This is a genomic window from Burkholderia sp. SCN-KJ, assembly GCF_024656005.1.
Taxonomy (GTDB): Bacteria; Pseudomonadota; Gammaproteobacteria; order Burkholderiales; family Burkholderiaceae; genus Burkholderia.
Genome location: NZ_JANKOG010000021.1, coordinates 119,074 through 141,830 on the forward strand (window position 1 = coordinate 119,074; position 22,757 = coordinate 141,830).

The window sequence follows — 22,757 nt, forward strand, 5'->3', positions numbered from 1 at the left end:
GATCGATGAGCGCGAACATGAAGAACACCTTGGAAAACGCGTGGCGCGGGGAAGAACGCTTGTGGAAAGTCTGGTGGCTGATCGGCGTACCGCTTGGCCTGCTGCTCATTCCGCTGCTCGTGCTGATCGTCGGGCCGTCCTATCCGGTACCGCTGCGTTTCGCGGCATTCGTCATGTATGTCGCTCCGTTCTGTGCGTGGATCCGCTGCGCGTGGATGTGTGCGCCGAACGTCGAGAATCGCATCTGGACGATCGTCGCACGCGCCGTCATCGTCTATCGCATAGGCTCGCTCGGCATCATCCTGATCGGTTTGAATTGATCGCGTGACAGGAGCGTGCGTGCTGTCGCGTTCCGTTTCGGGAAGCGGTGCATGAACGCGATCCCGCTCGAGCGCGCGATCATCCTGCGTCAAGCACCGCCGGAGCCCGCGGCAACGTCCGCTTGAACATCGCGGGCCTCCGCCGGTCCGCCTTCGGCGGCAACGTGATTGCATGCCGCGCGGCCACGGCGATCCGGATCATCATCAGCTCAGCGAACGCGCTGCGTTGCGTGCGTGTCGTGTCGGGCGCCGCTTCGGCTAACGTATCCGCGACCCGTCCGCCCGGTCGAGCGCCCGCAGCGCAAGGTGGGCCTGCGTCACGCGCCAGATGTCGCGCATCGGCGGCTCGGCGGCCATTTGCGCAGTCGAATGCCTGTCTCCTTGGTAGTTTCCCTTAAGTCTCCCCGTCCGGATTTTCCCCTAGCGTGCCGTTTCACGCCCTGCGCGCGCCACTTGGCCGCGATCCCCGCCAAATCGCGTGCAGCCCCGCCGGCGGCGGCTTTCGCGTCGTTTGCACGGTTCCGCACCATGCGCGCGATTTTGCCCATCTTCGATGCATTACCAAAGGTATGGAAAAGCGCACAGAAAATGTATCTGGAGCGACGAAATTGGATTGATACGCTGCAGTCACTGAATCAGCGCCGTCAACCACGCGAGCGCGGCATCGAGCCCTGGCAGCAAGCCGGCAATCGATGGCGACACGTGTGGAGTTCGCGGTTTCCGTTACCAGTTAGTCGGGATGACAGAATGGCCCCAAATCTGACGTTTGCACCGGGCGACGTACTTCCCCCCGGAGCAATCTCCACCGACGGTGCGCCGTCGATCGCCCGGTCGAGCATCGCGACCGGAACCGACATCCTGACCGTCAAGCACCTGTCGAAGATCTTCGGTCCGAAGCCCGAGCGTGCGATCGAGCTGATGAAGCGCGGCGTCGGGCGCAACGAGATCTTCGCCGAAACCGGCAACATGGTGGCGGTCGACGACGTGAGCCTGAGCGTGCGGGCCGGCGAGATCTTCGTGATCATGGGGCTGTCGGGCTCGGGTAAATCGACGCTGGTACGTCTGCTCAACCGGCTGATCGAGCCGACGTCCGGGCAGGTCGTGCTCGAAGGCCGCGACATCGCGCCGATGTCGACGCCGGAATTGCGCGACGTTCGACGCCGGAAGATGGCGATGGTGTTCCAGTCGTTCGCGCTGCTGCCGAACCGGACCGTGCTCGACAACATCGCGTACGGGCTCGAGGTCGCGGGGATCAAGAAAGCGCAGCGCTACGAGGTCGCGCGTGCCGCGCTGGAGCGCGTCGGGCTCGGGTCGTACGAGAAGCTGCTGCCGAGCGAGTTGTCCGGCGGCATGCAGCAGCGCGTGGGCCTTGCCCGCGCACTCGCGGTGAACCCGTCGGTCCTGCTGATGGACGAGGCTTTCTCCGCACTTGATCCGCTGATCCGCTTCGAAATGCAGAACGAGCTGCTGCGCCTGCAGAAGGAAGAGCAGCGCACGATCGTGTTCATCTCCCACGATATCGAGGAAGCGGTGAAGATCGGCGGCCGCATCGGCATCATGAAGGACGGCTGCCTGATCCAGGTCGGCACGCCGGCCGAACTGATCCAGACACCGGCGGACGCGTACGTGCAGGAATTCTTCCGCAATGTCGACGTATCGCGCTTCCTGAAGGCGTCGAGCATGATGACGAAGGTCGAGCGCGGGCTGCTTCAGTGCGACGCGGGGACGCCATCCGACCGCTACCTGAACCAGCTGATCGACAGCGGCGCGGAATGCGGCTACGTGTGCGACGAGACCGGCCATTACTTGGGCTGCGTCACGGCCGCCACACTGCACCGGTCCGGTGCCCGGCCGATTCGCGAGGCATTCCTGCCCGACTTCCATGCGGTGTCGATCGATACGGATCTGCATCGGCTCGCGTCGATCGCACTGACCCGGCAGCACGACGTGCCGGTGACGGACGCGGCGGGACAACTGGCGGGCGTCGTGTCCTGCCGGACGATACTCAAGCAGATGATGCAACGGAGGGCAGCATGAATGCGTCGGTGATCGGGAAGTTCGCGGAAGACTTCGTCAACTTTCTGTTTCTGCATTTCCGCGGTGGTTTCGACACGTTTTCGGCGGGGCTCGGCGCGGTCGTGAAGCTGCTCGAAGACGGTCTCGCCGCCGTGCCGTTCATCGCGATGGTCGTGATCATGGTGGGGCTCGCGCTGTGGCGCCGCGGCATCGTGTTCTCGATCTTCGTCGGCCTCGCGCTGCTCGTCATCCATTACATGGGCTTGTGGGCACAGACGGTATCGACGCTCGCGCTCGTTACCGCGGCGACCTTCTTCAGCCTCGTGATCGGCGTCCCGCTGGGGATCTGGGGCGCGCGCAACAACCGGATCGGCATGATCCTGCGCTCGCTGCTCGACTTCATGCAGACGATGCCCGCGTTCGTGTACCTGATCCCGGCCGTGATCCTGTTCGGGCTCGGACGCGTGCCGGCGGTGATCGCGACGATCGTGTTCGCGATGCCGCCCGTCGTGCGGCTGACGACGCTCGGCATCCGGCAGGTCCGCGAGGAACTGATCGAAGCCGGCCGCTCGTTCGGCAGCACCGACTGGCAGCTGCTGTGGAAGATCCAGTTGCCGAACGCGCTGCCGTCGATCATGGCCGGCGTGAACCAGACGATCATGATGGCGCTGTCGATGGTGGTGGTTGCGTCGATGATCGGCGCGGGCGGCCTCGGCGAATACGTGCTGAGCGGCATTCAGCGTCTCGACATCGGGATCGGTTTCGAAGGCGGGCTGGGCGTCGTGCTGCTCGCGATCGTGCTCGATCGCCTGACGGAGAGCTTCGGCGTGAAGGCGAAGAAGAAGGCGAAGAAGCCGATCGTGCGTGCCGGCAAGGCCGGCCCGCGTGGCGCGGCACGCACCTGACGAACAGGGCGGTCGAAGGCAATTGAAGGACGATTAAGCGTCGCGGCCACGGTGCCGCGGCGGAACCGGTGTAGCAGTGCGTGGAGACCGGAAACGCCGATCGAAGGCGTTCCTCACCCTTGAAAGACTCGCGTGATTAAAAAGGAGTACTAGATGAATACCCATACGTTCAAGTCGCTTCTGGCGAAACTTGCGGTATCGACGGTGGTGGCCTGCAGCGCAGGTGTGGGCGCGGCATCGGCGGCCGAGCCGGTCAAGATCGCGGTGACCAACTGGGCGGACGTGCTCGCGGTGGCGAACGTCGCGAAGTACGTGCTCGAGACGCAACTCAAGCAACCGGTGCAGTTCGTCCAGGCCGACATCGGCATCCAGTACCAGGGTGTCGCGCGTGGCGATCTCGACATCATGGTCGGGGGCTGGCTGCCGGTCACGCACGGGACCTACTACGCGAAGTACAAGAACGACCTGGACGACGTCGGCATCATCTACACCGGCGGCAAGAATGGCTGGGCGGTGCCAACCTACATTCCGGAATCGGAGCTGTCGTCGATCGCCGACCTGAGCAAGCCGGAAGTCAAGAGCAAGCTGAACGGCACGATCCAGGGCATCGAGCCGGGCGGCGGCCTGATGCAGGCATCCGAGAAGACCATCAAGGCGTACAACCTGGACGGCTACAACCTCCAGGCGTCGAGCGAGGCCGGCATGCTGGCGAGCGTCTCGCGTGCGTACCAGTCGAAGCAGTGGATCGTCGCAACGGTCTGGAGCCCGCACTGGCTGTTCCAGAAGTGGCAGATGCGTTACCTGAAGGATCCGAAGGGCACGCTGGGCGGCGAAGAGCAGATTCATGCGTTCGCGTCGAAGAAGTTCGCGGGCAAGTTCCCGCGCGCCGACGTGTTCTTCAAGCACCTGAAGCTGACGCTGGCCGATGTCGAGGCGATCGAGTTCGAGGGGAACAGCACGAACGACTACGCGAGCGCCGCGAAGAAGTTCGTCGATGCACACCCAGAGAAGCTCAAGGCCTGGCTGCAGCAGTAAAGCCGCGCCCCGGTGGCGCAGACGATGCGATCGGCGTCGTCCGCGCGAACCGGCGGGGCGTATCGCCCGAAGCCGATGGGCGGAGCCGCAACGATGGCGCCGGCCTCGCGATGTGCGGTACGCGCAGTCCATGCAGCATGTCACGAATCGCGTCGCGGAGTCAGCAAGTGAACGAGAACGCCCGCTTTTTTTCCGAAACGCTTCAGAGCCGGGATCCGGTGATCGCGTCGGAGATCGCGCTGGAGCTGCGTCGCCAGCAAACCCAGATCGAACTGATCGCATCTGAAAACATCGCGTCGGCGGCGGTGCTGGAAGCACAGGGCACCGTGCTGACGAACAAGTACGCGGAAGGCTATCCGTCGCGGCGGTACTACGGCGGTTGCGACCATGTCGACCGGATCGAGGCGCTCGCAATCGATCGCGCGTGCGCGCTGTTCGACGCGAGCCACGCCAACGTCCAGCCGCATTCGGGTGCGCAGGCCAACGGCGCGGTGATGCTCGCGCTCGTCAAGCCGGGCGACACGGTGATGGGCATGTCGCTCGATGCGGGCGGCCACCTCACGCACGGCGCGCGGCCCGCGCTGTCGGGGAAGTGGTTCAACGCGGTGCAGTACGGCGTGAACCGCGACACGCTGCGCATCGATTACGACGACGTGCGCCGGCTCGCCGAGCGGCATCGCCCGAAGCTGATCATCGCCGGTTACTCCGCGTATCCGCGCGCGCTCGACTTCGCCGCGTTTCGCGAGATCGCCGACAGCGTCGATGCGAAGCTGATGGTCGACATGGCGCACATCGCGGGCATCGTCGCGGCCGGCCGGCATCAGAACCCGGTGCCGTTCGCCGACGTGGTGACGTCCACCACGCACAAGACGCTGCGCGGCCCGCGCGGCGGCTTCATCCTGACGAACCACGCCGAGGTCGCGAAGCAGATCGATTCGGCGGTGTTTCCGGGGTTGCAGGGCGGGCCGCTGATGCATGTCGTCGCCGGCAAGGCAGTGGCCTTTGCGGAAGCGCTTCGGCCGGAATTCACCCGCTATATCGAGCAGATGTTGCGCAACGCGCAGGCGCTCGCGCGCGTGCTGACGGCCGGCGGCCTGACGCTCGTCACGGGCGGTACCGACAACCACCTGCTGCTGGTCGACCTGCGCGCCCGGCGCATCACCGGCGCGCAGGCCGAGAAGGCACTGGAGCGCGCGGGCATCACCTGCAACAAGAACGGGATTCCGTTCGATACGGAAAACCCGACCGTCACGTCCGGCATCCGGCTCGGCACGCCGGCCGGCACCACGCGCGGCTTCGGAACCGCGCAGTTCGAGCAGATCGGCGAATTGATCCTGGCAGTGCTGGCTGCGCTCGAGCGCAATCCGAACGGCGACGAAGCGGTCGAGCGGTCGGTACGGACCCGCGTGCGCGACCTGTGCAGCCAGTTTCCCGTCTACGCGCACGCGGAGGCGTTCGCCTGATCCGGGAATCGGTCTGAACCTCGAACATCGTTCGGATCACGTAGTGAATCGATCGGCGTCGCTGCGCGTATGCAGCGACGTACCGACGACGTTGTGTCGAATTGCCGGTTTCCTGCCTGACGGGCGGGAACCTGGTGCAACCACTTGATTGAGGAATCGAAAATGAGCTTCGAGGGCGTACACACTCCGCTGGTCACCCCGTTCGACGCGGACGGCGAAATCAACCACGAACTGCTGGGCCGGCATGCGGCCGATCTTGCGGGCCGGGTATCCGGCCTGGGCATCGGCGGGACGACGGGCGAATACTACGCATTGAGCTTCGACGAGCGCGTGCGCACGTTCGACACGGTCGCCGCCGCGGCCGGCGGCAAGACGTTCCTGACCGCGGGCATCAACGCGACCACGACGAAGGAGGTGCTGCGCCTCGGCCGTGAAGCGAAGCGCGCGGGGCTGAACGCGTTGCTCGTGGCGGCGCCGTACTACGCGCAGCCGACCCAGCAGGAACTGCTCGCGCACCTGCTCGCGGTCGACGACGCGCTCGACATGCCGATCATGCTGTATAACTTCCCGGCCCGCACGGGCACCGAAATCGGCGACGACATTCTCGAGACGCTGCTCGAGCGCAAGAACTTCGTCGCGATGAAGGAAAGCACCGGCGACATCGCGCATCTGCATCACCTGTCGACGCATTTCAGCGGCCGGCTCGTGCTGAGCTGCGGGATGGACGATCAGGCGCTCGAGTTCTTCGCGTGGGGCGCGCGCAGCTGGGTCGGCGGCGCATCGAACTTCCTGCCGGAAGCGCACACCGACCTGTTCGACGCATGCGTGAAGCGCGGCGATTTCGCGACCGGTCGCACGCTGATGGCCCAACTGCTGCCGGTGCTCGAACTGCTCGAGCGCAGCGGCAAGTTCATTCAGTACGTGCGCTACGGCTGCGAGCTGGCCGGGCTGCCGGTCGGCGTCGCGCGCGCGCCGCTCGGCGCGTTGTCGGGCGACGAGCGCGACGCGTTCGCGAAGCTCGTCAAGCCGCTGCTGCGCGACGGCCGGTAATCCGTCATGGGCTCGACTCTGGAATTCGCGCGGTTTCCGGCGCCGGACGGGATGAACGGGTGGTGGGAGAGTCTTCCGCCCGCACCGGACGCCAATACCGTCAAGTCGGACAGCCGGTTCGACTGGGTCGTCGTCGGCGGCGGCATCACCGGGCTTTGTGCCGCGCGCCGGCTGGCGGAGCTGGCACCCGGTGCGTCCATCGCGCTCGTGGAGGCCGACCGGATCGGCCGCACCACGTCCGGGCGCAATTCCGGATTCTTCGTCGACCTGCCGCACGACATCAGCAGCGAAAGCTACTCGCGCAGCATCGACGAGGATCGTGCGGACGTGCGGTTTCAGCGGCACGGCATCGACTATGTGCGCGAGATCGTGCGGCGTTTCGGCATCGACTGCGACTGGCGCGACGACGGCAAATTCCACGCGTCGGTCAACCGGAAGGGCGCGGCCGCGCTCGCGCATTTCGCCGACGGGCTGTCGCGCATCGGCGAAGCATTCGAATGGCTCGATCAGCCGGCGATCCAGGCCGTGACCGGCACCGGGTTCTACACGGGCGCGCTGTTCACGCCGGGCTGCAGCACCGTGCAGCCGGCGGCGCTGATGCGCGGGCTGGCGGCGACGCAACCGGCGAACGTGACGGTGTTCGAGCTCAGCCCGGTGAAGCGGATCGAACCGCGCGGCGACACGCGCGTACTGCATTTCACCGGCGGCACGATCGTCGCGAAGCAGGTGATCCTGTGCACCAACGCATACGCGGCGACCTTCGGCATGCATTCGAACGGTTTGCTGCCGGTCTATACGTTCGCGTCGCTCACGCGCCCGATGAACCCCGACGAAGTGGCGAGACTCGGCGGCACGCGCTCGTGGGCGCTGATTCCGGCCGATCCGATGGGCACGACGGTGCGGCGCCTGGTCACCGATCGCATTTGCGTGCGCAACCATTTCGCGTTCCGGCCGGACGTGAAGCTGTCGCAGGCCGATCTCGCGAAATCGCGGCATCTGCATCAGCGCTCGTTCGAGCGCCGCTTCCCGATGCTCGGCGGCGTCGAGCTCGAATATACGTGGGGCGGGCCGCTGTGCCTGTCCTCGAACAACGGTGCGCTGTTCGGCAGGCGCGACGACGGCCTCTACGAGGCGATCGGCTGCAACGGCCTCGGGCTGAGCCGCGGGTCGGCCTCCGGCAAGCTGATCGCCGAATACGCGCTCGGCGAATCGAACAGTCTCGTGCAGCAGTTGCTGAAGCAGCCGCATCCGCGTCCGCTGCCGGTTCGGCCGCTCGTCGACCTGGCCGTGTCGGCGACGATCTGGGCCAAGGAATTCTCGGCTGGTGCCGAGCTTTGATTTTTGAGGAAACGACATGACGACCCATCAGGATTGGAAACAGAAGGCGAACGCGTTGTCGCTCGACGGTCGCGCGTTCATCGCGGGGCAGCGCAGCGCGGCGGCGTCGGGCGAGACGTTCGCGACGCTCAACCCGGCGTCCGGCAAGGTGCTTGCCGAAGTGGCGCGCTGTAGCGACCGCGACGTCGATCGCGCGGTCGCGGCCGCGCGCGAAGCGTTCGAGTCGGGCGTCTGGTCGAAGGCCGCACCCGCGCATCGCAAGGCGGTGCTGCTGCGCGTCGCGCAGCTGATCGACGAGCACGCGGAGGAACTCGCGCTGCTCGAGGCGCTGGAAGCCGGCAAGCCGATCGGCGAATGCCTGGGGCTCGACATTCCCGAGTCGGCCGCGTGCATCCGCTGGCATGCGGAAGTGACGGACAAGCGCTACGACGCGTTGTCGCCTTCCGGCGCCGGCGTCGTCAGCATGGTCACGCGCGAGCCGATCGGCGTCGTCGGCGCGGTGCTGCCGTGGAATTTCCCGGCGCTGATGCTCGCATGGAAAATCGGCCCCGCGCTGTCGGTGGGCAACAGCGTGGTCGTGAAGCCGGCCGAGCAGACGTCGCTGTCGACGCTGCGCATCGCCGATCTCGCGATGGAAGCCGGCGTGCCGCCGGGCGTGTTCAGCGTCGTCACGGGGTTCGGCGCCGAGGCCGGCGAGGCGATCGGCCGGCATCCGGACGTCGATCTCGTCGCGTTCACCGGTTCGACCGCAACCGGCAAGCGGTTCCTGCACTACTCGGCCGATACGAACCTGAAGCGCGTCGTGCTCGAGTGCGGCGGCAAGAATCCGCAGGTCATCCTGCCGGACGTCGCGAACCTCGACGCGGTGGCCGAGCAGGCAGTTGCGGCCGCGTTCTGGAACATGGGCGAGAACTGCAGCGCCGGCTCGCGGATCCTCGTTCCGTCGAGCCGCAAGGCGGAACTGCTGGAGAAGGTCCAGGCGGTGCTCGCCGGCTGGAAGACCGGCGATCCGCTCGATCCGGACGTGAAGCTCGGCGCGCTGATCGAACAGAAGCATTACGAGAAGGTGCTCGGCCATATCGAACAGGCGAAGGCGGAAGGCGCGCGCGTGGTATGCGGCGGGCGCGCGATCCTCGCGGAGACGGGCGGCTGGTTCGTCGAGCCGACGATCTTCGATCAGGTGACGCCGGAGATGCGCATCGCGCGCGACGAGGTGTTCGGGCCGGTCGTGTGCTTCATCGAATACGACGACGTCGACGACGCGGTGCGGATCGCGAATGATACGTGCTACGGGCTGGCCGCGTCGCTGTGGACCGACAACGTGAACAGCGCGCACAAGGTCGCCGCGCGGATTCGTGCGGGGACGGTCACGGTGAACTGCTTCGGCGAAGGCGACCTGTCGACGCCGTTCGGCGGCTTCAAGCAGTCGGGGTTCGGCGGCCGCGACAAATCCGTGTACGCACACGATCAATATTGCGAGCTGAAGACCACCTGGTTGAAGCTCGACTAAGTGGGGCGCGCCGCGCACGCTGCACCCCGGGGCCGCGCGGCCCAGGCTGCAGGTTGCGGCGAAACCGTTTCGGCGGCTTGTCGAGCCGCCGATCGGCTGCGATGTTGTCCTGCACCATGTCGCACGAGTATGGCCAGCGGCCGCTCGGCCGGCGAGAATGGCGCACGCGGCGCGCGACAGAACGAACGACGCTACGCCGCGCCGGCATCGCGTATGGTGCGCTGCGCCCCCGCGCCGCGCAGTGGCCTGGCGCGGGGGCGGATGGGCGGCACCACCGTGCGCCTTGCCGTCTCCATCATCGCTTCCGATAATGGCGACGCAGTGCACAATCGATCAAGAATGACGTCATCGCGACGCCGCCCGGCCGACTCGCAAGCCGTAATATTCAGATAATCGAAAGGTTTGCGATGAGCCTGCTCGCAGGCAGCCGATGGGGACTGCCGTCGACGAATGCGCCGACGCTGCGTCCGACCTCCGTTTTGAGAGTGAAAGCCATGTTGAAGAAGCAATTGTTTGCAGACCGACTCCTCGCGCAGATGCCGTCGCTTCGCGCGCTGCGGTGTTTCGTGACGGCGGCGCGCTACGAGAGCTTCACCCAGGCGGCCGAGGTGCTGTGCGTGACGCAGGCCGCGATCAGCCGGCAGATCAAGGAACTCGAGGATTCGCTCGACGTCGCGCTGTTCGAGCGCACCGGCCGGCATATCGCGCTGACGGATGCGGGGCGCGTCCTCTACAACGCGTCGTACCTGTCGATCATGAACATCGCCGAGGCGGCGGAGGCGGTGCGCCGCACCGACAGGCACGCGCTGATGATCTGCGTGTCGCATACGTTCTCGGCGCTCTGGCTGTCGTCGCGGCTGCCCGCGTTTCGCGAGCGGTTTCCGGATATCCGGCTGAACGTGATCGTCACCGAACACTTCATGGAACTCGACGGGCTCATCGAGCCCGATGTGATCATCACGAAGAACCCGCCGCGCGAGCCCGAGTTCGAAGCCGAGCCGCTGTTTCACGACATCGTGTATCCGGTTTGCAGCCCGTCCTTTCACGAACGCCATTTTCGCGGCCGGTCGCTGAAGCCGCTGGACCTGCTGTCGTGCCCGACCCTGAACCTGTCGATGCTCGGCCGCGCGCAGGTGTGCGAGCACGTCGATTGGCGCGTGTGGCGCAACTGGTTCCAGCAAGGCGACGGTACCGACACGCTGACCGAGAACAAGTATCTGGAAAGCAACGACTACCGGTTGCTCGTCGCCCAGGCCGAGGCCGGCGAGGGGACGCTGCTGGGCTGGCATCACCTCGTGCACCGGCAGATCGAGCAAGGCACCCTGGTGCGTCCGGTACAGGACGTGCTGGTGTTCCGCGATCGCCATCACTATCTGATCACGCACCGGAATGCGCAGCCGCGCGAGGAATACCGGCTGTTCCGGAAGTGGCTGGGCGACGAGGTCGGCGTGATGATGCGCGGCTGGCTAGATGCCGGGGTCGAGATCGGTCAATAGCACGCTGCCCCCGCACCACGCGTTCGTCAGATGAAACCTGCGTCCGCAACCCCCAAAGGCTATCGCCGTCTGATCCCGTCCGTGACGGCGCTCGTCGAGTTCGAGGCGGTCGCCCGCCTCGGCAGCTTCACGCTGGCCGCGCACGAACTCGGCGTCACGCAGGCCGCGGTGAGCCGGCAGATCAAGTTCCTCGAGGACCTGCTCGGCACGCGCCTGTTCCATCGGCTGCATCGCTCGATCGAACTTACCGACGAGGGTGCGGCGCTGTACCGGGTGATGGCCGAGTCGATGCAGAAGATCGCCGGTGTGTTCGACCGTCTGACGAGCGGCCCGATCCGGCAGGAACTCGTCCTCGCGGCGACCTCCGCGTTCTCGCATTTCCGGCTGCTGCCGCGGCTTGCCGCGCTGAAGGCCGCGCAGCCCGAGTTGCAGTTGCGTCTCGCGACGCTGATGTTCACCGCCGATCTGCGCCACAACGAAATCGACATCGCGGTGCGCTACGGGAACGGTCGCTGGGCCGACGGCACCGCGATCCGCCTGTTCGACGAAGAAGTCTTTCCCGTCTGCTCGCCGGCCTGGCTGCGGCAGCACGGCGCGCCGGAATCGCTGGCGGAACTCGCCGCCGTCGCGCTGGTGGAGTCCGATTCGACGTCCGAGGGCTGGATGGGGTGGGAGGCGTGGTTCCATGCCGCCGGCTTCCGGCCCGACCGGTTGAATTACGCGCTGCGCTGCAGCTTATATACCGATGCGATCGATGCCGCCCGCTATGGTCATGGTGTCGCGCTCGGCTGGGGGCGGCTCGTCCACGACCTGCTCGACGCCGGGGAACTGGTGCGGTTGCCGGTGGCGTCCTTGCAGATGACGGACGCCTACTACATCGTGGTGCCGCACGGGAAGACGATCACGCCGGCGATCGACGGCCTCGTCGACTGGCTGCGCGCGGACGTCAGGCAGGACTGACGCAGGCACGCCGGCAGACTTTCGCGGCGATTTTCGCTCTGTCCGCTTCGCATGATCCCAGGTAATACCAGAACGAAAATAAAGCGCGTTGACGCTCTTTTTCATCGATCCAATACTGAAATCGACGCGGAACATTCGAAGCCGCGCGATTTCACGAACCTTGGGATTGGAGAAAGACGATGTCCGAAGTGCAAGTCAAGACGCACGGTGACCTGATCCGCAGTCGCCAACCGGGCCACGGGATGCCCGGCGAACTGTTCGGCCGTCAGGACGTTTTCGAAACGGATGTCGAGATCTTCTTCCGGAAGCACTGGATCCTGGTTGGCGTGACGGCCGACGTTCCGGAGCCCGGCGACGTGTCGACCGTCGACATCGGCAAGTCGTCGATCTTCATCGTACGCGACGACGACGAGAACGTCCGAACCTACCGGAACGTGTGCCGTCACCGTGGCGCGCGCCTGAAGGAGGCGGGGAAGTCGACCGTCGGAATGCTCGTGTGTCCTTATCATCAATGGACGTACGACCTCGATGGCACGCTGCGCCACGCGACGCACATGGGCAAGGATTTCGACACGACCTGCCGCAGCCTGATTCCGGTGAAGACGCGCATCATCGGCACGCACATCTTCGTGTGCCTCGACGACGATGCACCCGAGGACATCGCGAAGCTCGAGGACACGATGGCGCCGCGCTTCGCGCCGTACGACCTGCGGCATACAAAGATCGCGTTCGAGCAGGAGATCGTCGAGCACGGCAACTGGAAGCTGGTGATCGAGAACAACCGCGAGTGCTATCACTGCGCGGGCACCCATCCCGAGCTGACCGCGTCGTTCCTGCCCGAGGATTTTGGCTTCTGCCCGGAAAACCTCACGGACGAACAGCTTCGGGCGTTCGAGGAATACCAGGCGCGCAACGCCAGCTGCCAGGCGAACTGGGCGCGCGAAGGCTTCCTCGGCTCGGCCGTCGAATGGCTCGATGAGGATGCCGTCACGCAGTTCAGGACGCAGCAGCTCGTGATCGCCGGCGCGGGCGAATCGCAGACGATCAGCACGAAGGTGGCGAGCACGAAGCTGTTCGGCAACCTGCAACGGCGCGATCTCGGCGATACGCATCTGTGGACGCACAATTCGTGGACCCACGTGATGAGCGACCACGCGGTGATTTCGTACATCATCCCGCTCGCACCGGACAAGACGCTCGTGTGCACGAAATGGCTCGTCCATGCCGACGCGGTCGAGGGCGTCGATTACACGCTGTCGGATCTGACCGAGGTATGGGTCGCGACGAATACGCAGGACAAGCACCTCGTCGAGATCACGCACGCGGGCACCCAGGATCCTGCGTATGCGCCGGGCGTGTTCTCGCCGTTCACCGAGGCTTACGTCGACCGGTTCTCGCGCTGGTACGGCGCGCGGTTGAGCGCGCACGGGATCTGATGGAGGTGAGACGCGTCGGGAGGGCGATTTCGGATCCTTTCTCAGCGGTGTGCGATGGGGGCCCGATTGACGTTGACTTCTCCTGGCCCATCGGTCCGCTCTGCTGACCGGTCCCGCCTCGCGGGATTTCAGAATTGAAACTTCGATTCCATATCTGAGTCGGGACGAGGCCGGGCTGCGCGCCCGAGCCCCGTCCATCAACGCCGTCCGTGTGATATTCCATGTGGCCTGCTTTTTGCCTTTACGAGACGACATGTTCGATGTCCTCTCGTCTGACCGGTCTTTCCTGACGAAACGAACCGCACGGTTCGAGAGGCGACCCGCTTTTCAATCGTAAGGTGAATGCAATGACTGACTACGGCAAACGAAACACGGTTTCCAGGAACGATGCGCGTCGCGTTGCGCGCGAACGCGCGGTGGAAGCAGATCGATCCGCGCCGACGCGCGAATCGTCCGGTGAACGCCGCCGCGATACGAACTGGGCGTGGGCAAAGGGAACGGCAGGCTACGACTGGATGGATCACGCACCGCTGTTCGATCACCGCGATTGATCCTGTCGCGAGCGCGGTTCGTGCCACGGGCTCGCCGTGCTTCGACCGACGACCGGACCGGCCGGCGAGCCGGTCCCTTATTTCCGGTTGGTCGGCTGGATGCTATTCGTCGTCGCGATGTCGATAGCGATCATCCGGCGATCTGGCGAACATGTCGACTGGCGAAAGCCGCGACGATGCAACCGCGAATGACCGACGCGACGATCCGCACGCCGCCCAATGAAGCAGGCGGGCGGAGCACGGCGCGGCGGCGAACTCAATTCAACCATTCACTATCCATGGCCGCCGTGACGCCTACCCCCATCCAGTCCATCCTGATCGCGAACCGCTCGGAAATCTCGATCCGCGTGATGCGTGCCGCCGCCGAACTGAACATGCGTACGGTGGCGGTGTATTCGAAGGAAGACCGCCTCGCGCTGCATCGCTTCAAGGCGGACGAGAGCTACCTGATCGGCGAAGGCAAGAAGCCGCTCGCCGCGTATCTCGACATCGACGACATCCTGCGCGTCGCGCGGCAGGCGAAGGTCGACGCGATCCATCCGGGCTACGGCTTCCTGTCCGAGAACCCCGATTTCGCGCAGGCCGTGATTGACGCCGGCATCCGCTGGATCGGCCCGTCGCCGGACGTGATGCGCACGCTCGGCAACAAGGTGGCCGCGCGCAATGCGGCGATCGCCGCCGGCGTGCCCGTGATGCCCGCGACCGCGCCGTTGCCGGACGATCTCGACGCATGCCGCGCGCTGGCCGCGCAAGTCGGCTATCCGCTGATGCTGAAGGCGAGCTGGGGCGGCGGCGGACGCGGGATGCGCGTGCTGGAAAACGATCAGGACCTCGAAACACTGTTGCCTGTCGCACGCCGGGAGGCGCTGGCCGCGTTCGGCAACGACGAGGTATACGTCGAGAAGCTCGTGCGCAATGCGCGGCACGTCGAGGTGCAGGTGCTCGGCGACCTGCACGGCACGGTCGTGCATCTGTACGAGCGCGACTGCACGGTGCAGCGGCGCAACCAGAAGGTCGTCGAACGCGCACCGGCGCCGTATCTCGATCACGACGGCCGGCAGGCGTTGTGCGAATCGGCGCTGCGCCTGATGCGCGCGGTCGGGTACACCCATGCCGGCACCGTCGAATTCCTGATGGACGCCGACACCGGCCAGTTCTATTTCATCGAGGTGAACCCGCGTATCCAGGTCGAGCATACGGTGACCGAGATGATTACCGGTATCGACATCGTGAAGGCGCAGATCCGCATCACCGAAGGCGGCCGGATCGGCCTCGCGGAGGACGCGACGGACGGCGAGGGTGCGCTCGTCGCGCGCGCGGCCGGCGTGCCGGAGCAGCAGGCGATTCCGCTGAATGGCAACGCGTTGCAATGCCGGATCACGACCGAGGACCCGGAGAACGACTTCCTGCCCGACTACGGGCGGCTCACGGCCTATCGCAGCGCGGCGGGCTTCGGCGTGCGCCTCGACGCCGGCACCGCCTACGGCGGTGCGGTGATCACGCCGTACTACGACTCGCTGCTGGTCAAGGTGACGACCTGGGCGCCGACGGCCGCCGAATCGATCCACCGGATGGATCGCGCGCTGCGCGAGTTCCGGATTCGCGGCGTCACGTCGAACCTGCAGTTCCTCGAGAACGTGATCAATCACCCGGCCTTCATCGCGGGCGACGTGACGACGCGCTTCATCGACAGGACGCCGGAGCTGCTCGCATTCGCGAAGCGCGGCGATCGCGCGACGAAGCTGCTGCGCTATCTCGGCGAGCTGAACGTGAACGGCAATGCGGAGATGAACGGCCGCACGCTGCCGGCATTGCCGCTGCCGAAACCCGTGCTGCCGAAGGTCGATACGGCGGTGGCGATTCCGGCCGGCACGCGCGATCGACTGCGCGAGCTCGGCCCCGAGAAGTTCGCGCGCTGGATGCTCGACCAGAAGCAGGTGCTGCTGACCGACACGACGATGCGCGATGCGCACCAGTCACTGTTCGCGACGCGCATGCGCACGGCCGACATGCTGCCGATCGCGCCGTTCTACGCACGCGAGCTGTCGCAGCTGTTCTCGCTCGAATGCTGGGGCGGCGCGACCTTCGACGTCGCGCTGCGCTTCCTGAAGGAAGACCCGTGGGAGCGGCTCGCGCTGCTGCGCGAGCGCGTGCCGAACATCCTGTTCCAGATGCTGCTGCGCGGCTCGAACGCAGTCGGCTACACGAACTACGCGGACAACGTCGTGCGCTTCTTCGTGCAGCAGGCCGCGAGCGCGGGCGTCGACGTGTTCCGCGTGTTCGACTCTCTGAACTGGGTGCGCAACATGCGCGTGGCGATTGATGCGGTCGGCGAGAGCGGGATGCTCTGTGAAGGCGCGATCTGCTACACCGGCGACCTGTTCGACACGTCACGTTCGAAGTACGACCTCAAATACTACGTCGGCATCGCGCGCGAGCTGCAGCGGGCCGGCGTGCACGTGCTCGGCATCAAGGACATGGCCGGCATCTGCCGCCCGCAGGCGGTCGCGACGCTCGTGAAGGCGCTCAAGGAAGAAACCGGGCTGCCCGTGCATTTCCATACGCACGACACGAGCGGGATCGCCGCGGCGTCGGTGCTCGCGGCGGTCGGTGCGGGCTGCGACGCGGTGGACGGCGCGCTCGACGCGATGAGCGGGCTCACGTCGCAGCCGAACCTGTCGAGCATCGCGGCGGCGCTGGCCGGCAGCGAACGCGATCCGGAGCTGGATCAGGATCGCCTGCACGAAGCGTCGATGTACTGGGAAGGCGTGCGCCGTTATTACGCGCCGTTCGAATCGGAGATCCGCGCGGGCACGGCCGACGTCTACCGTCACGAGATGCCCGGCGGCCAGTACACGAACCTGCGCGAGCAGGCGCGCTCGCTCGGCATCGATCATCGCTGGACCGAGGTGTCGCGTGCGTATGCGGACGTCAATCGCCTGTTCGGCGACATCGTGAAGGTCACGCCGACGTCGAAGGTGGTCGGCGACATGGCGCTGATGATGGTCGCGAACGACCTCGGCGTGGACGACGTGCGCAATCCGGACAAGGACATCGCGTTCCCCGAGTCGGTCGTGTCGCTGTTCAAGGGCGAGCTGGGTTTCCCGCCCGACGGCTTCCCGGCCGACCTGTCGCGCAAGGTGCTCAAGAGCGAACCGCCGGCGCCGTATCGTCCCGGCGACCAGCTTCCGCCGGTCGACCTCGACGCGGCACGCAAGCAGGCCGAGACCGCGTGCGAGCGCCCGCTCGACGACCGGCAGCTCGCGTCCTACCTGATGTATCCGAAGCAGACGGTCGACTACTACGCGCACGTGCGTGCCTACAGCGACACGTCGGTCGTGCCGACGCCGGCGTTCCTGTACGGGCTGCAGCCGCAGGAAGAAGTGGCGATCGACATCGAGCCGGGCAAGACGCTGCTCGTGTCGCTGCAGGGGCAGCATGCGGATGCGCAGGACGGCATCGTGAAGGTGCTGTTCGAGCTGAACGGCCAGTCGCGTTCCGCGCTGGTCGAGCAGAAGAGCGTCGTGCAGGCGGGCAAGGAGCGTCATGGCCTGCAGCGTGCCGATCCGGCCAATCCGCTGCATGTCGCCGCGCCGATGCCGGGCTCGGTGGTCACGGTCGCCGTGCAACCGGGGCAGCGTGTGTCGGCCGGCACGACGCTGATCGCGCTCGAGGCGATGAAGATGGAAACGCACATCGCGGCGGAGCGCGACTGCGAGATCGCGGCCGTGCATGTGAAGCCGGGCGAGCGAGTCGCGGCGAAGGATCTGCTGATCGAGCTGAAAGACCCGGCGCAATGACGGTTGCCGCGCCTGGTCGAATTCGCGAAGCCGATCCGGTGCAGCCGCGAGGATCACGAACCGCGCGAGCGGTTCGGCCAGATGCGCGAGCATGTGATGGAAGCGCTGCTGCTCATCCCCTACGCGCGCTCGACGAGCGGCTACACGGCTGCCGCGCCGAAGCATGCGTTGCAGGCGGCGCACGACGTGTGCGCGATTTCGGCGGCCGGGTCGTTGATGTCGGCGATCGGCTCGGGCGGGCGATGCGTGCAGCATGGCAAGCGCGGCGACGCCTGGCGTGTGTCGATGCACCGGCCGTCGATCGCTCCCGCGCCGGCCCGCAGCACGCACGACGCATGGATGGCGGTGTGTCGCGCGCGCGTCCGGCGTCGCAGGTCGTTGCGTCTACACGTTGATGACGCCGCGTCCGAGCTCGACCACGCGACCGCCGACGCTGATTTCACCGTTCGAGCCGACCGACAACCGCAGCAGGCAAGGCCGGCCGACGGCTTCACCCTGTTCGACCTGAAACGCGGCGGGCAGCGCGTGATGGGCCGCAAGCAGCCAGCCGCCGAGATTCGCGCAGGCCGACCCCGTGCCCGGGTCTTCGAAAATCCCGCCGCCCGGTTTCGCAAAGAAATAGCGGGAGACCACTTTCCCGGGACGATGCGGGTCGAACGCGAACACATAGGCGGTCTTCCGACCGAGGCTGTTGGTCGGCCAGCGCTCGAGGCAGGCGCTGTCGGGCCGGGCGCGGCGCACGGCGGCGGGGTTCTTGACGGCGACCAGCAGTTGGTCCGCGCCGGTGTCGACCCAAAGCGGCGGTGCGAGGAAATCGTCCGTCGTCAGTCCCAGCATGGCCGCCGTGTCGGTATCGGGCAACGCGCAAGGCGCCGTTTTCGGCATGCCCGCATGCGGGGCGGTGAACGTCCACACGTCGTCGCCGGCTTTGACGTCGACCACGCCGGCCTTGAATTCGAGCGCGAGTGTGTCGCCAGCCTTCAGCAGGTCGCGCACGACATGCGCGGTACCGAGCGTCGGATGGCCCGCGAACGCCATTTCATGGCCGGGCGTGAAGATGCGCACGCGGGCATGCGCATGCGCCGACGGCAGCACGAACGTCGTTTCCGACAGGTTGAACTGCACGGCCAGTGCGCGCATGGTCGCGTCGTCCATGCCGCGCGCATCTTCGAACACGCATAGCGGATTGCCGCCGAACGTCGATTCGGCGAATACATTGAGCAGGCGGAACGCGTACTGGGTCATCTCGATCTCGTGTGAGAGGGGCGTGCTGGTCGGGGCGTGCGAGCATCGCCCGCATGTCGGGATGCTTCGGCACGATCCTGCATTCTGCCGGACCGAGTGCATCGATCGATGCGCGGTCGCTCGGCATTTCAATTTTCGTGCATCATCAGGGTTCTCCGCTTCGGCCCGGCCACGCGAATTTTCGCAACGATCGCGCCTGTTTTTTCGCCGGGCGTGCCGCTCGCGGCGCGTCGCTCAGTGTGACGACACGAACACCGCATCCTCGAACGCCGCCGGAATCGCGAACTGCGCGCGCATGCGCTTCGTCTCCTGCGCGGGCGTGAGCCCGAACAGCCGCTTGAATTCCCGGCTGAACTGCGACGGGCTCGCATAACCGACCGCATGGCCGGCCGCCTCTGCGGTCAGGTCCTGGCGCACCATCAGCAAGCGCGCCTGATGCAACCGCGTCGACTTCAGGTACTGCATCGGCGACACCTGCGTGATCGCCTTGAAGTGGCTATGGAAGCTCGGCACGCTCATGCCGGCTTCCCCGGCCAGTTGCGCGACGTCGAGCGATTGCGCGTAGTCGGCGTGGATCAGGCGCAGCGAACGGCCGATCCGGCCGAACTGTCCGCGCATCGCCAGCGCGTTGCGCATGGCGCTGCCCTGCGCGCCGGTGAGCACGCGGAAATACAGTTCGCGCAGCAATCCGCGGCCGAGCACCGCCGCTTCGAGCGGCCGGTGCAGCGCCTCGACGAAACGCAGCACGGTCGCCTGCATCGCGTCGTCCATCGGCGTCGACATCATGCTTCGCGGCGCCTGTACGGGTTCGGCGATCCCTTCGCGGTCGATCTGCGCGGCGAGTTCGGCGGCCATCGGGAAATCGAGGTGCAGATACAGCGCGAGCAGCGGGTGCGCCGCCGTTGCGTCGGTTTCCATGCTGAACGGCACGGGCACCGAGACGGCCAGGTAGTGGGCCTCGTCGTACAGGTAGCGTTCGCCGCCGAAATAGCCGCGCTTGCTGCCCTGGCAGACGATCACGATGCCCGGGTCGTACAGCACCGGCGTGCGCGACAGCGCGCGGTTCGAGCGCAGGATGCGCACGCTCGGCAGTGCGGTCAGGTTGTAGCCTTCGTCCGGCGCCAATGCATGCAGCAACGCGATCAGGTGTTGGCGGCTGCGCGCGGGCAGCCGCGGCGATCGGGACGAAGAGGGCGCGGTGCTCATAGTTTTGTGCAAGAAAATCAGCGGAACCGGGCTTAGTTTACGTGGATCGTCAGACTAGTATGCATGCTTCGATCGACATTCGGGAGAAGCTCACATGGCATCCGGCACTATCTTGCTCATCACCGGCGTCAGCAGCGGCTTCGGCCGTGCACTCGCACAAGCGGCGCTGGCCGCGGGTCATACGGTGGTCGGCACCGTGAGAAGCGAAGCGGCGAAGCGGGCGTTCGAAGCGCTGTCCCCGCATGCGGCCATCGGGCGCGTGCTCGACGTGACCGACTTCGAGCGCATCGACGGCGTCGTCGCGGAGATCGAGTCGAGCGTCGGGCCCGTCGACGTGCTGGTGAACAACGCCGGTTACGGGCACGAAGGCATCATGGAGGAGTCGCCGCTGTCGGAGATGCGCCGACAGTTCGACGTGAACGTATTCGGCGCCGTCGCGATGATGAAGGCCGTCGTGCCGTTCATGCGCGTACGCCGGCGCGGCCGCATCCTGAACATCACGTCGATGGGCGGCCACATCACGATGCCCGGCATTGCCTATTACTGCGGCAGCAAGTTCGCGCTGGAAGGGATTTCCGAGACGCTCGGCAAGGAGCTCGAGCCGTTCGGCATCGCGGTGACCGCCGTGGCGCCGGGCTCGTTCCGCACCGACTGGGCCGGCCGTTCGATGACGCGCACGCCGCGCTCGATCGCCGATTACGACGCGCTCTTCGATCCGATCCGTCACGCGCGCGAGGAGAACAGCGGCCGTCAGTTGGGCGATCCCGCGAAGGCCGCGCGTGCCATGCTCGCGGTCATTGCGGCGGACCATCCGCCGGCCCATCTGTTGCTCGGCAGCGATGCGCTTCGGCTCGTGCGCGCCAAATGGTCGGCGCTGGAAGACGACATGCGCACGTGGGAGGCGGTGACCGTGTCGACGGACGGTTGAGGCACGAGGGTTGGGGCGTGTGAAATCGCACGGTTAGTTGCGTTGAATGGTCAAGTCTCGGGATGCGAGCACACCGCTGCGAGGTTGTGCCCGTCCGGACCGGTGACGAACGCGGCATGGTCGTTCGCGCCACACATCGTCGTTGCCCGCGGAGAACCGATACACGGCGGTATGCAATTGGCTTCATGACACGGTCGCGGTTTTCCGCTACAACACTCAGGTGCCGCATCGACCGGCGCGGTGTGCCGCCGCGCCGCAGTTCGACACCGACATCCGCCCGGGTGGCCGGCCGGCACGTGACGTTCACCTACCCCAAAGGAGCCTGAAGCCATGCCTTACATCACCACGAAGGACAGCGTCGACATCTTCTACAAGGACTGGGGCCCGAAGGATGCGCAGCCGATCATGTTCCACCATGGCTGGCCGCTGTCTTCCGACGACTGGGATGCCCAGCTGCTGTTCTTCGTTCAGAAGGGCTATCGCGTGGTCGCGCACGATCGTCGCGGCCACGGCCGGTCGGCGCAGGTTTCCGACGGCCACGACATGGATCACTACGCGGCGGACGCGTTCGCGGTGGCCGAAGCGCTCGACCTGCGCAACGCGGTCCATATCGGCCACTCGACCGGCGGCGGCGAAGTCGCGCGCTACGTGGCCCGCCACGGCGAGCCGGCAGGCCGCGTCGCGAAGGCGGTGCTGGTCAGCGCGGTGCCGCCGCTGATGCTGAAGACCGACGCGAACCCGGAAGGCCTGCCGCTCGAGGTCTTCGACGGCTTCCGCAAGGCGCTTGCCGACAATCGCGCGCAGTTCTTCCTCGACGTGCCGTCGGGCCCGTTCTACGGCTTCAACCGGCCGGGCGCGACGGTGCATCCGGGCGTGATCCAGAACTGGTGGCGCCAGGGCATGATCGGCAGCGCGAAGGCGCACTACGAAGGCATCAAGGCGTTCTCGGAAACGGACCAGACCGAAGACCTGCGGTCGATCTCGGTGCCGACGCTCGTGCTGCACGGCGAGGACGACCAGATCGTGCCGATCGCCGATTCGGCGCTGAAGTCGGTCAAGCTGCTGAAGAACGGCACGCTGAAGACGTATCCGGGCTATTCGCACGGGATGCTGACGGTCAACGCCGATGTGCTGAACGCCGACCTGCTGGCCTTCGTCCAGTCGTAACGCTGGCGGCGCAGGCCCGTTCTCGCGGGCTGCGCCGCGCTGGCCGGTGATGCCGGCCAGCTCCCTTTCGCTTCGCCGGCGGGTTTGACCGGCTACGCGGAACGATCTGCCGGCACGACACCGCGAAGTCGCCACGGCGCAGCGTAGCGTCCGGCTCGCTACCGGTGATTCCCCCTCGATGCCCGGCACGATTGCAGCCGCTGCCCGCTGCCCGCCGCCCGCCACCCGCCCCCCCCCCCCCCCCCCCCCCCACCCCCCCCCCCCCCCCCCCCCCCCCCCCCCCCCCCCCCCCCCCCCCCCCCCCCCCCCCCCCCCCCCCCCCCCCCCCACC

General features: G+C 66.4%; 16 protein-coding genes. 14 read left to right on the top strand and 2 right to left on the bottom strand.

Annotation, left to right across the window (positions count from 1 at the left end; all coding sequences use genetic code 11):
• The first annotated feature begins 17 nt into the window (after positions 1 to 17).
• From NQV17_RS28745 to NQV17_RS28800, 12 genes are all read left to right on the top strand, one after another.
• Positions 18 to 320, top strand: coding sequence for a hypothetical protein (locus NQV17_RS28745; protein ID WP_257774870.1), 303 nt, complete (start codon positions 18 to 20; stop codon positions 318 to 320).
• Positions 321 to 1,067: 747 nt separating this feature from the next.
• Entirely contained in the window at positions 1,068 to 2,357 is a 1,290-nt protein-coding gene (locus NQV17_RS28750) for a glycine betaine/L-proline ABC transporter ATP-binding protein (protein ID WP_257774871.1), read from the top strand.
• Complete coding sequence (locus NQV17_RS28755; protein WP_124521614.1) at positions 2,354 to 3,241, top strand: proline/glycine betaine ABC transporter permease; 888 nt, start codon at positions 2,354 to 2,356, stop codon at positions 3,239 to 3,241. Before NQV17_RS28750 ends, NQV17_RS28755 begins: the two co-directional genes overlap by 4 nt.
• 153 nt (positions 3,242 to 3,394) lie before the next feature.
• A complete protein-coding gene (locus tag NQV17_RS28760) occupies positions 3,395 to 4,276 on the top strand; it encodes a glycine betaine ABC transporter substrate-binding protein (RefSeq protein ID WP_124521615.1) in 882 nt (293 codons plus the stop codon).
• Positions 4,277 to 4,413: 137 nt separating this feature from the next.
• Entirely contained in the window at positions 4,414 to 5,739 is a 1,326-nt protein-coding gene (gene glyA, locus NQV17_RS28765; RefSeq protein ID WP_257774872.1) for a serine hydroxymethyltransferase, read from the top strand.
• Between the two features lie 162 nt (positions 5,740 to 5,901).
• Positions 5,902 to 6,789, top strand: coding sequence for a dihydrodipicolinate synthase family protein (locus tag NQV17_RS28770; protein ID WP_257774873.1), 888 nt, complete (start codon positions 5,902 to 5,904; stop codon positions 6,787 to 6,789).
• A 6-nt stretch (positions 6,790 to 6,795) separates the two neighbouring features.
• A complete protein-coding gene (locus NQV17_RS28775; RefSeq protein WP_257774874.1) occupies positions 6,796 to 8,127 on the top strand; it encodes an FAD-binding oxidoreductase in 1,332 nt (443 codons plus the stop codon).
• 16 nt (positions 8,128 to 8,143) lie between these two features.
• Complete coding sequence (locus NQV17_RS28780; RefSeq protein WP_257774875.1) at positions 8,144 to 9,637, top strand: aldehyde dehydrogenase; 1,494 nt, start codon at positions 8,144 to 8,146, stop codon at positions 9,635 to 9,637.
• Between the two features lie 494 nt (positions 9,638 to 10,131).
• Positions 10,132 to 11,133 carry a LysR substrate-binding domain-containing protein gene (locus NQV17_RS28785; RefSeq protein WP_044848475.1) on the top strand — a complete coding sequence of 334 codons (1,002 nt, stop codon included), beginning with the start codon at positions 10,132 to 10,134 and terminating at the stop codon, positions 11,131 to 11,133.
• Between the two features lie 30 nt (positions 11,134 to 11,163).
• Entirely contained in the window at positions 11,164 to 12,093 is a 930-nt protein-coding gene (locus NQV17_RS28790) for a LysR substrate-binding domain-containing protein (protein ID WP_257774876.1), read from the top strand.
• 179 nt (positions 12,094 to 12,272) lie between these two features.
• The gene (locus NQV17_RS28795; protein WP_257774877.1) at positions 12,273 to 13,529 is read left to right on the top strand and encodes an aromatic ring-hydroxylating dioxygenase subunit alpha; all 1,257 of its coding nucleotides are present in this window, start codon (positions 12,273 to 12,275) and stop codon (positions 13,527 to 13,529) included.
• 829 nt (positions 13,530 to 14,358) lie between these two features.
• Complete coding sequence (locus tag NQV17_RS28800; protein WP_257774878.1) at positions 14,359 to 17,880, top strand: pyruvate carboxylase; 3,522 nt, start codon at positions 14,359 to 14,361, stop codon at positions 17,878 to 17,880.
• A gap of 384 nt (positions 17,881 to 18,264) precedes the next feature.
• On the opposite strand, the gene NQV17_RS28805 is transcribed toward NQV17_RS28800, so the two are convergent.
• Positions 18,265 to 19,125 (bottom strand): PhzF family phenazine biosynthesis protein, encoded by an 861-nt coding sequence (locus NQV17_RS28805; protein ID WP_257774879.1) that lies wholly within the window; start codon positions 19,123 to 19,125, stop codon positions 18,265 to 18,267.
• Between the two features lie 234 nt (positions 19,126 to 19,359).
• A complete protein-coding gene (locus tag NQV17_RS28810) occupies positions 19,360 to 20,331 on the bottom strand; it encodes an AraC family transcriptional regulator (RefSeq protein ID WP_257774880.1) in 972 nt (323 codons plus the stop codon).
• 94 nt (positions 20,332 to 20,425) lie between these two features.
• Here NQV17_RS28810 and NQV17_RS28815 point away from each other — a divergent pair, with 94 nt between their 5' ends.
• Both NQV17_RS28815 and NQV17_RS28820 read left to right on the top strand, forming a co-directional pair.
• On the top strand, positions 20,426 to 21,259 hold the full coding sequence (locus NQV17_RS28815; protein ID WP_257774881.1) for an oxidoreductase: 834 nt from the start codon (positions 20,426 to 20,428) through the stop codon (positions 21,257 to 21,259).
• A 330-nt stretch (positions 21,260 to 21,589) separates the two neighbouring features.
• Entirely contained in the window at positions 21,590 to 22,426 is an 837-nt protein-coding gene (locus tag NQV17_RS28820) for an alpha/beta fold hydrolase (RefSeq protein ID WP_044848485.1), read from the top strand.
• Positions 22,427 to 22,757: the final 331 nt, after the last annotated feature.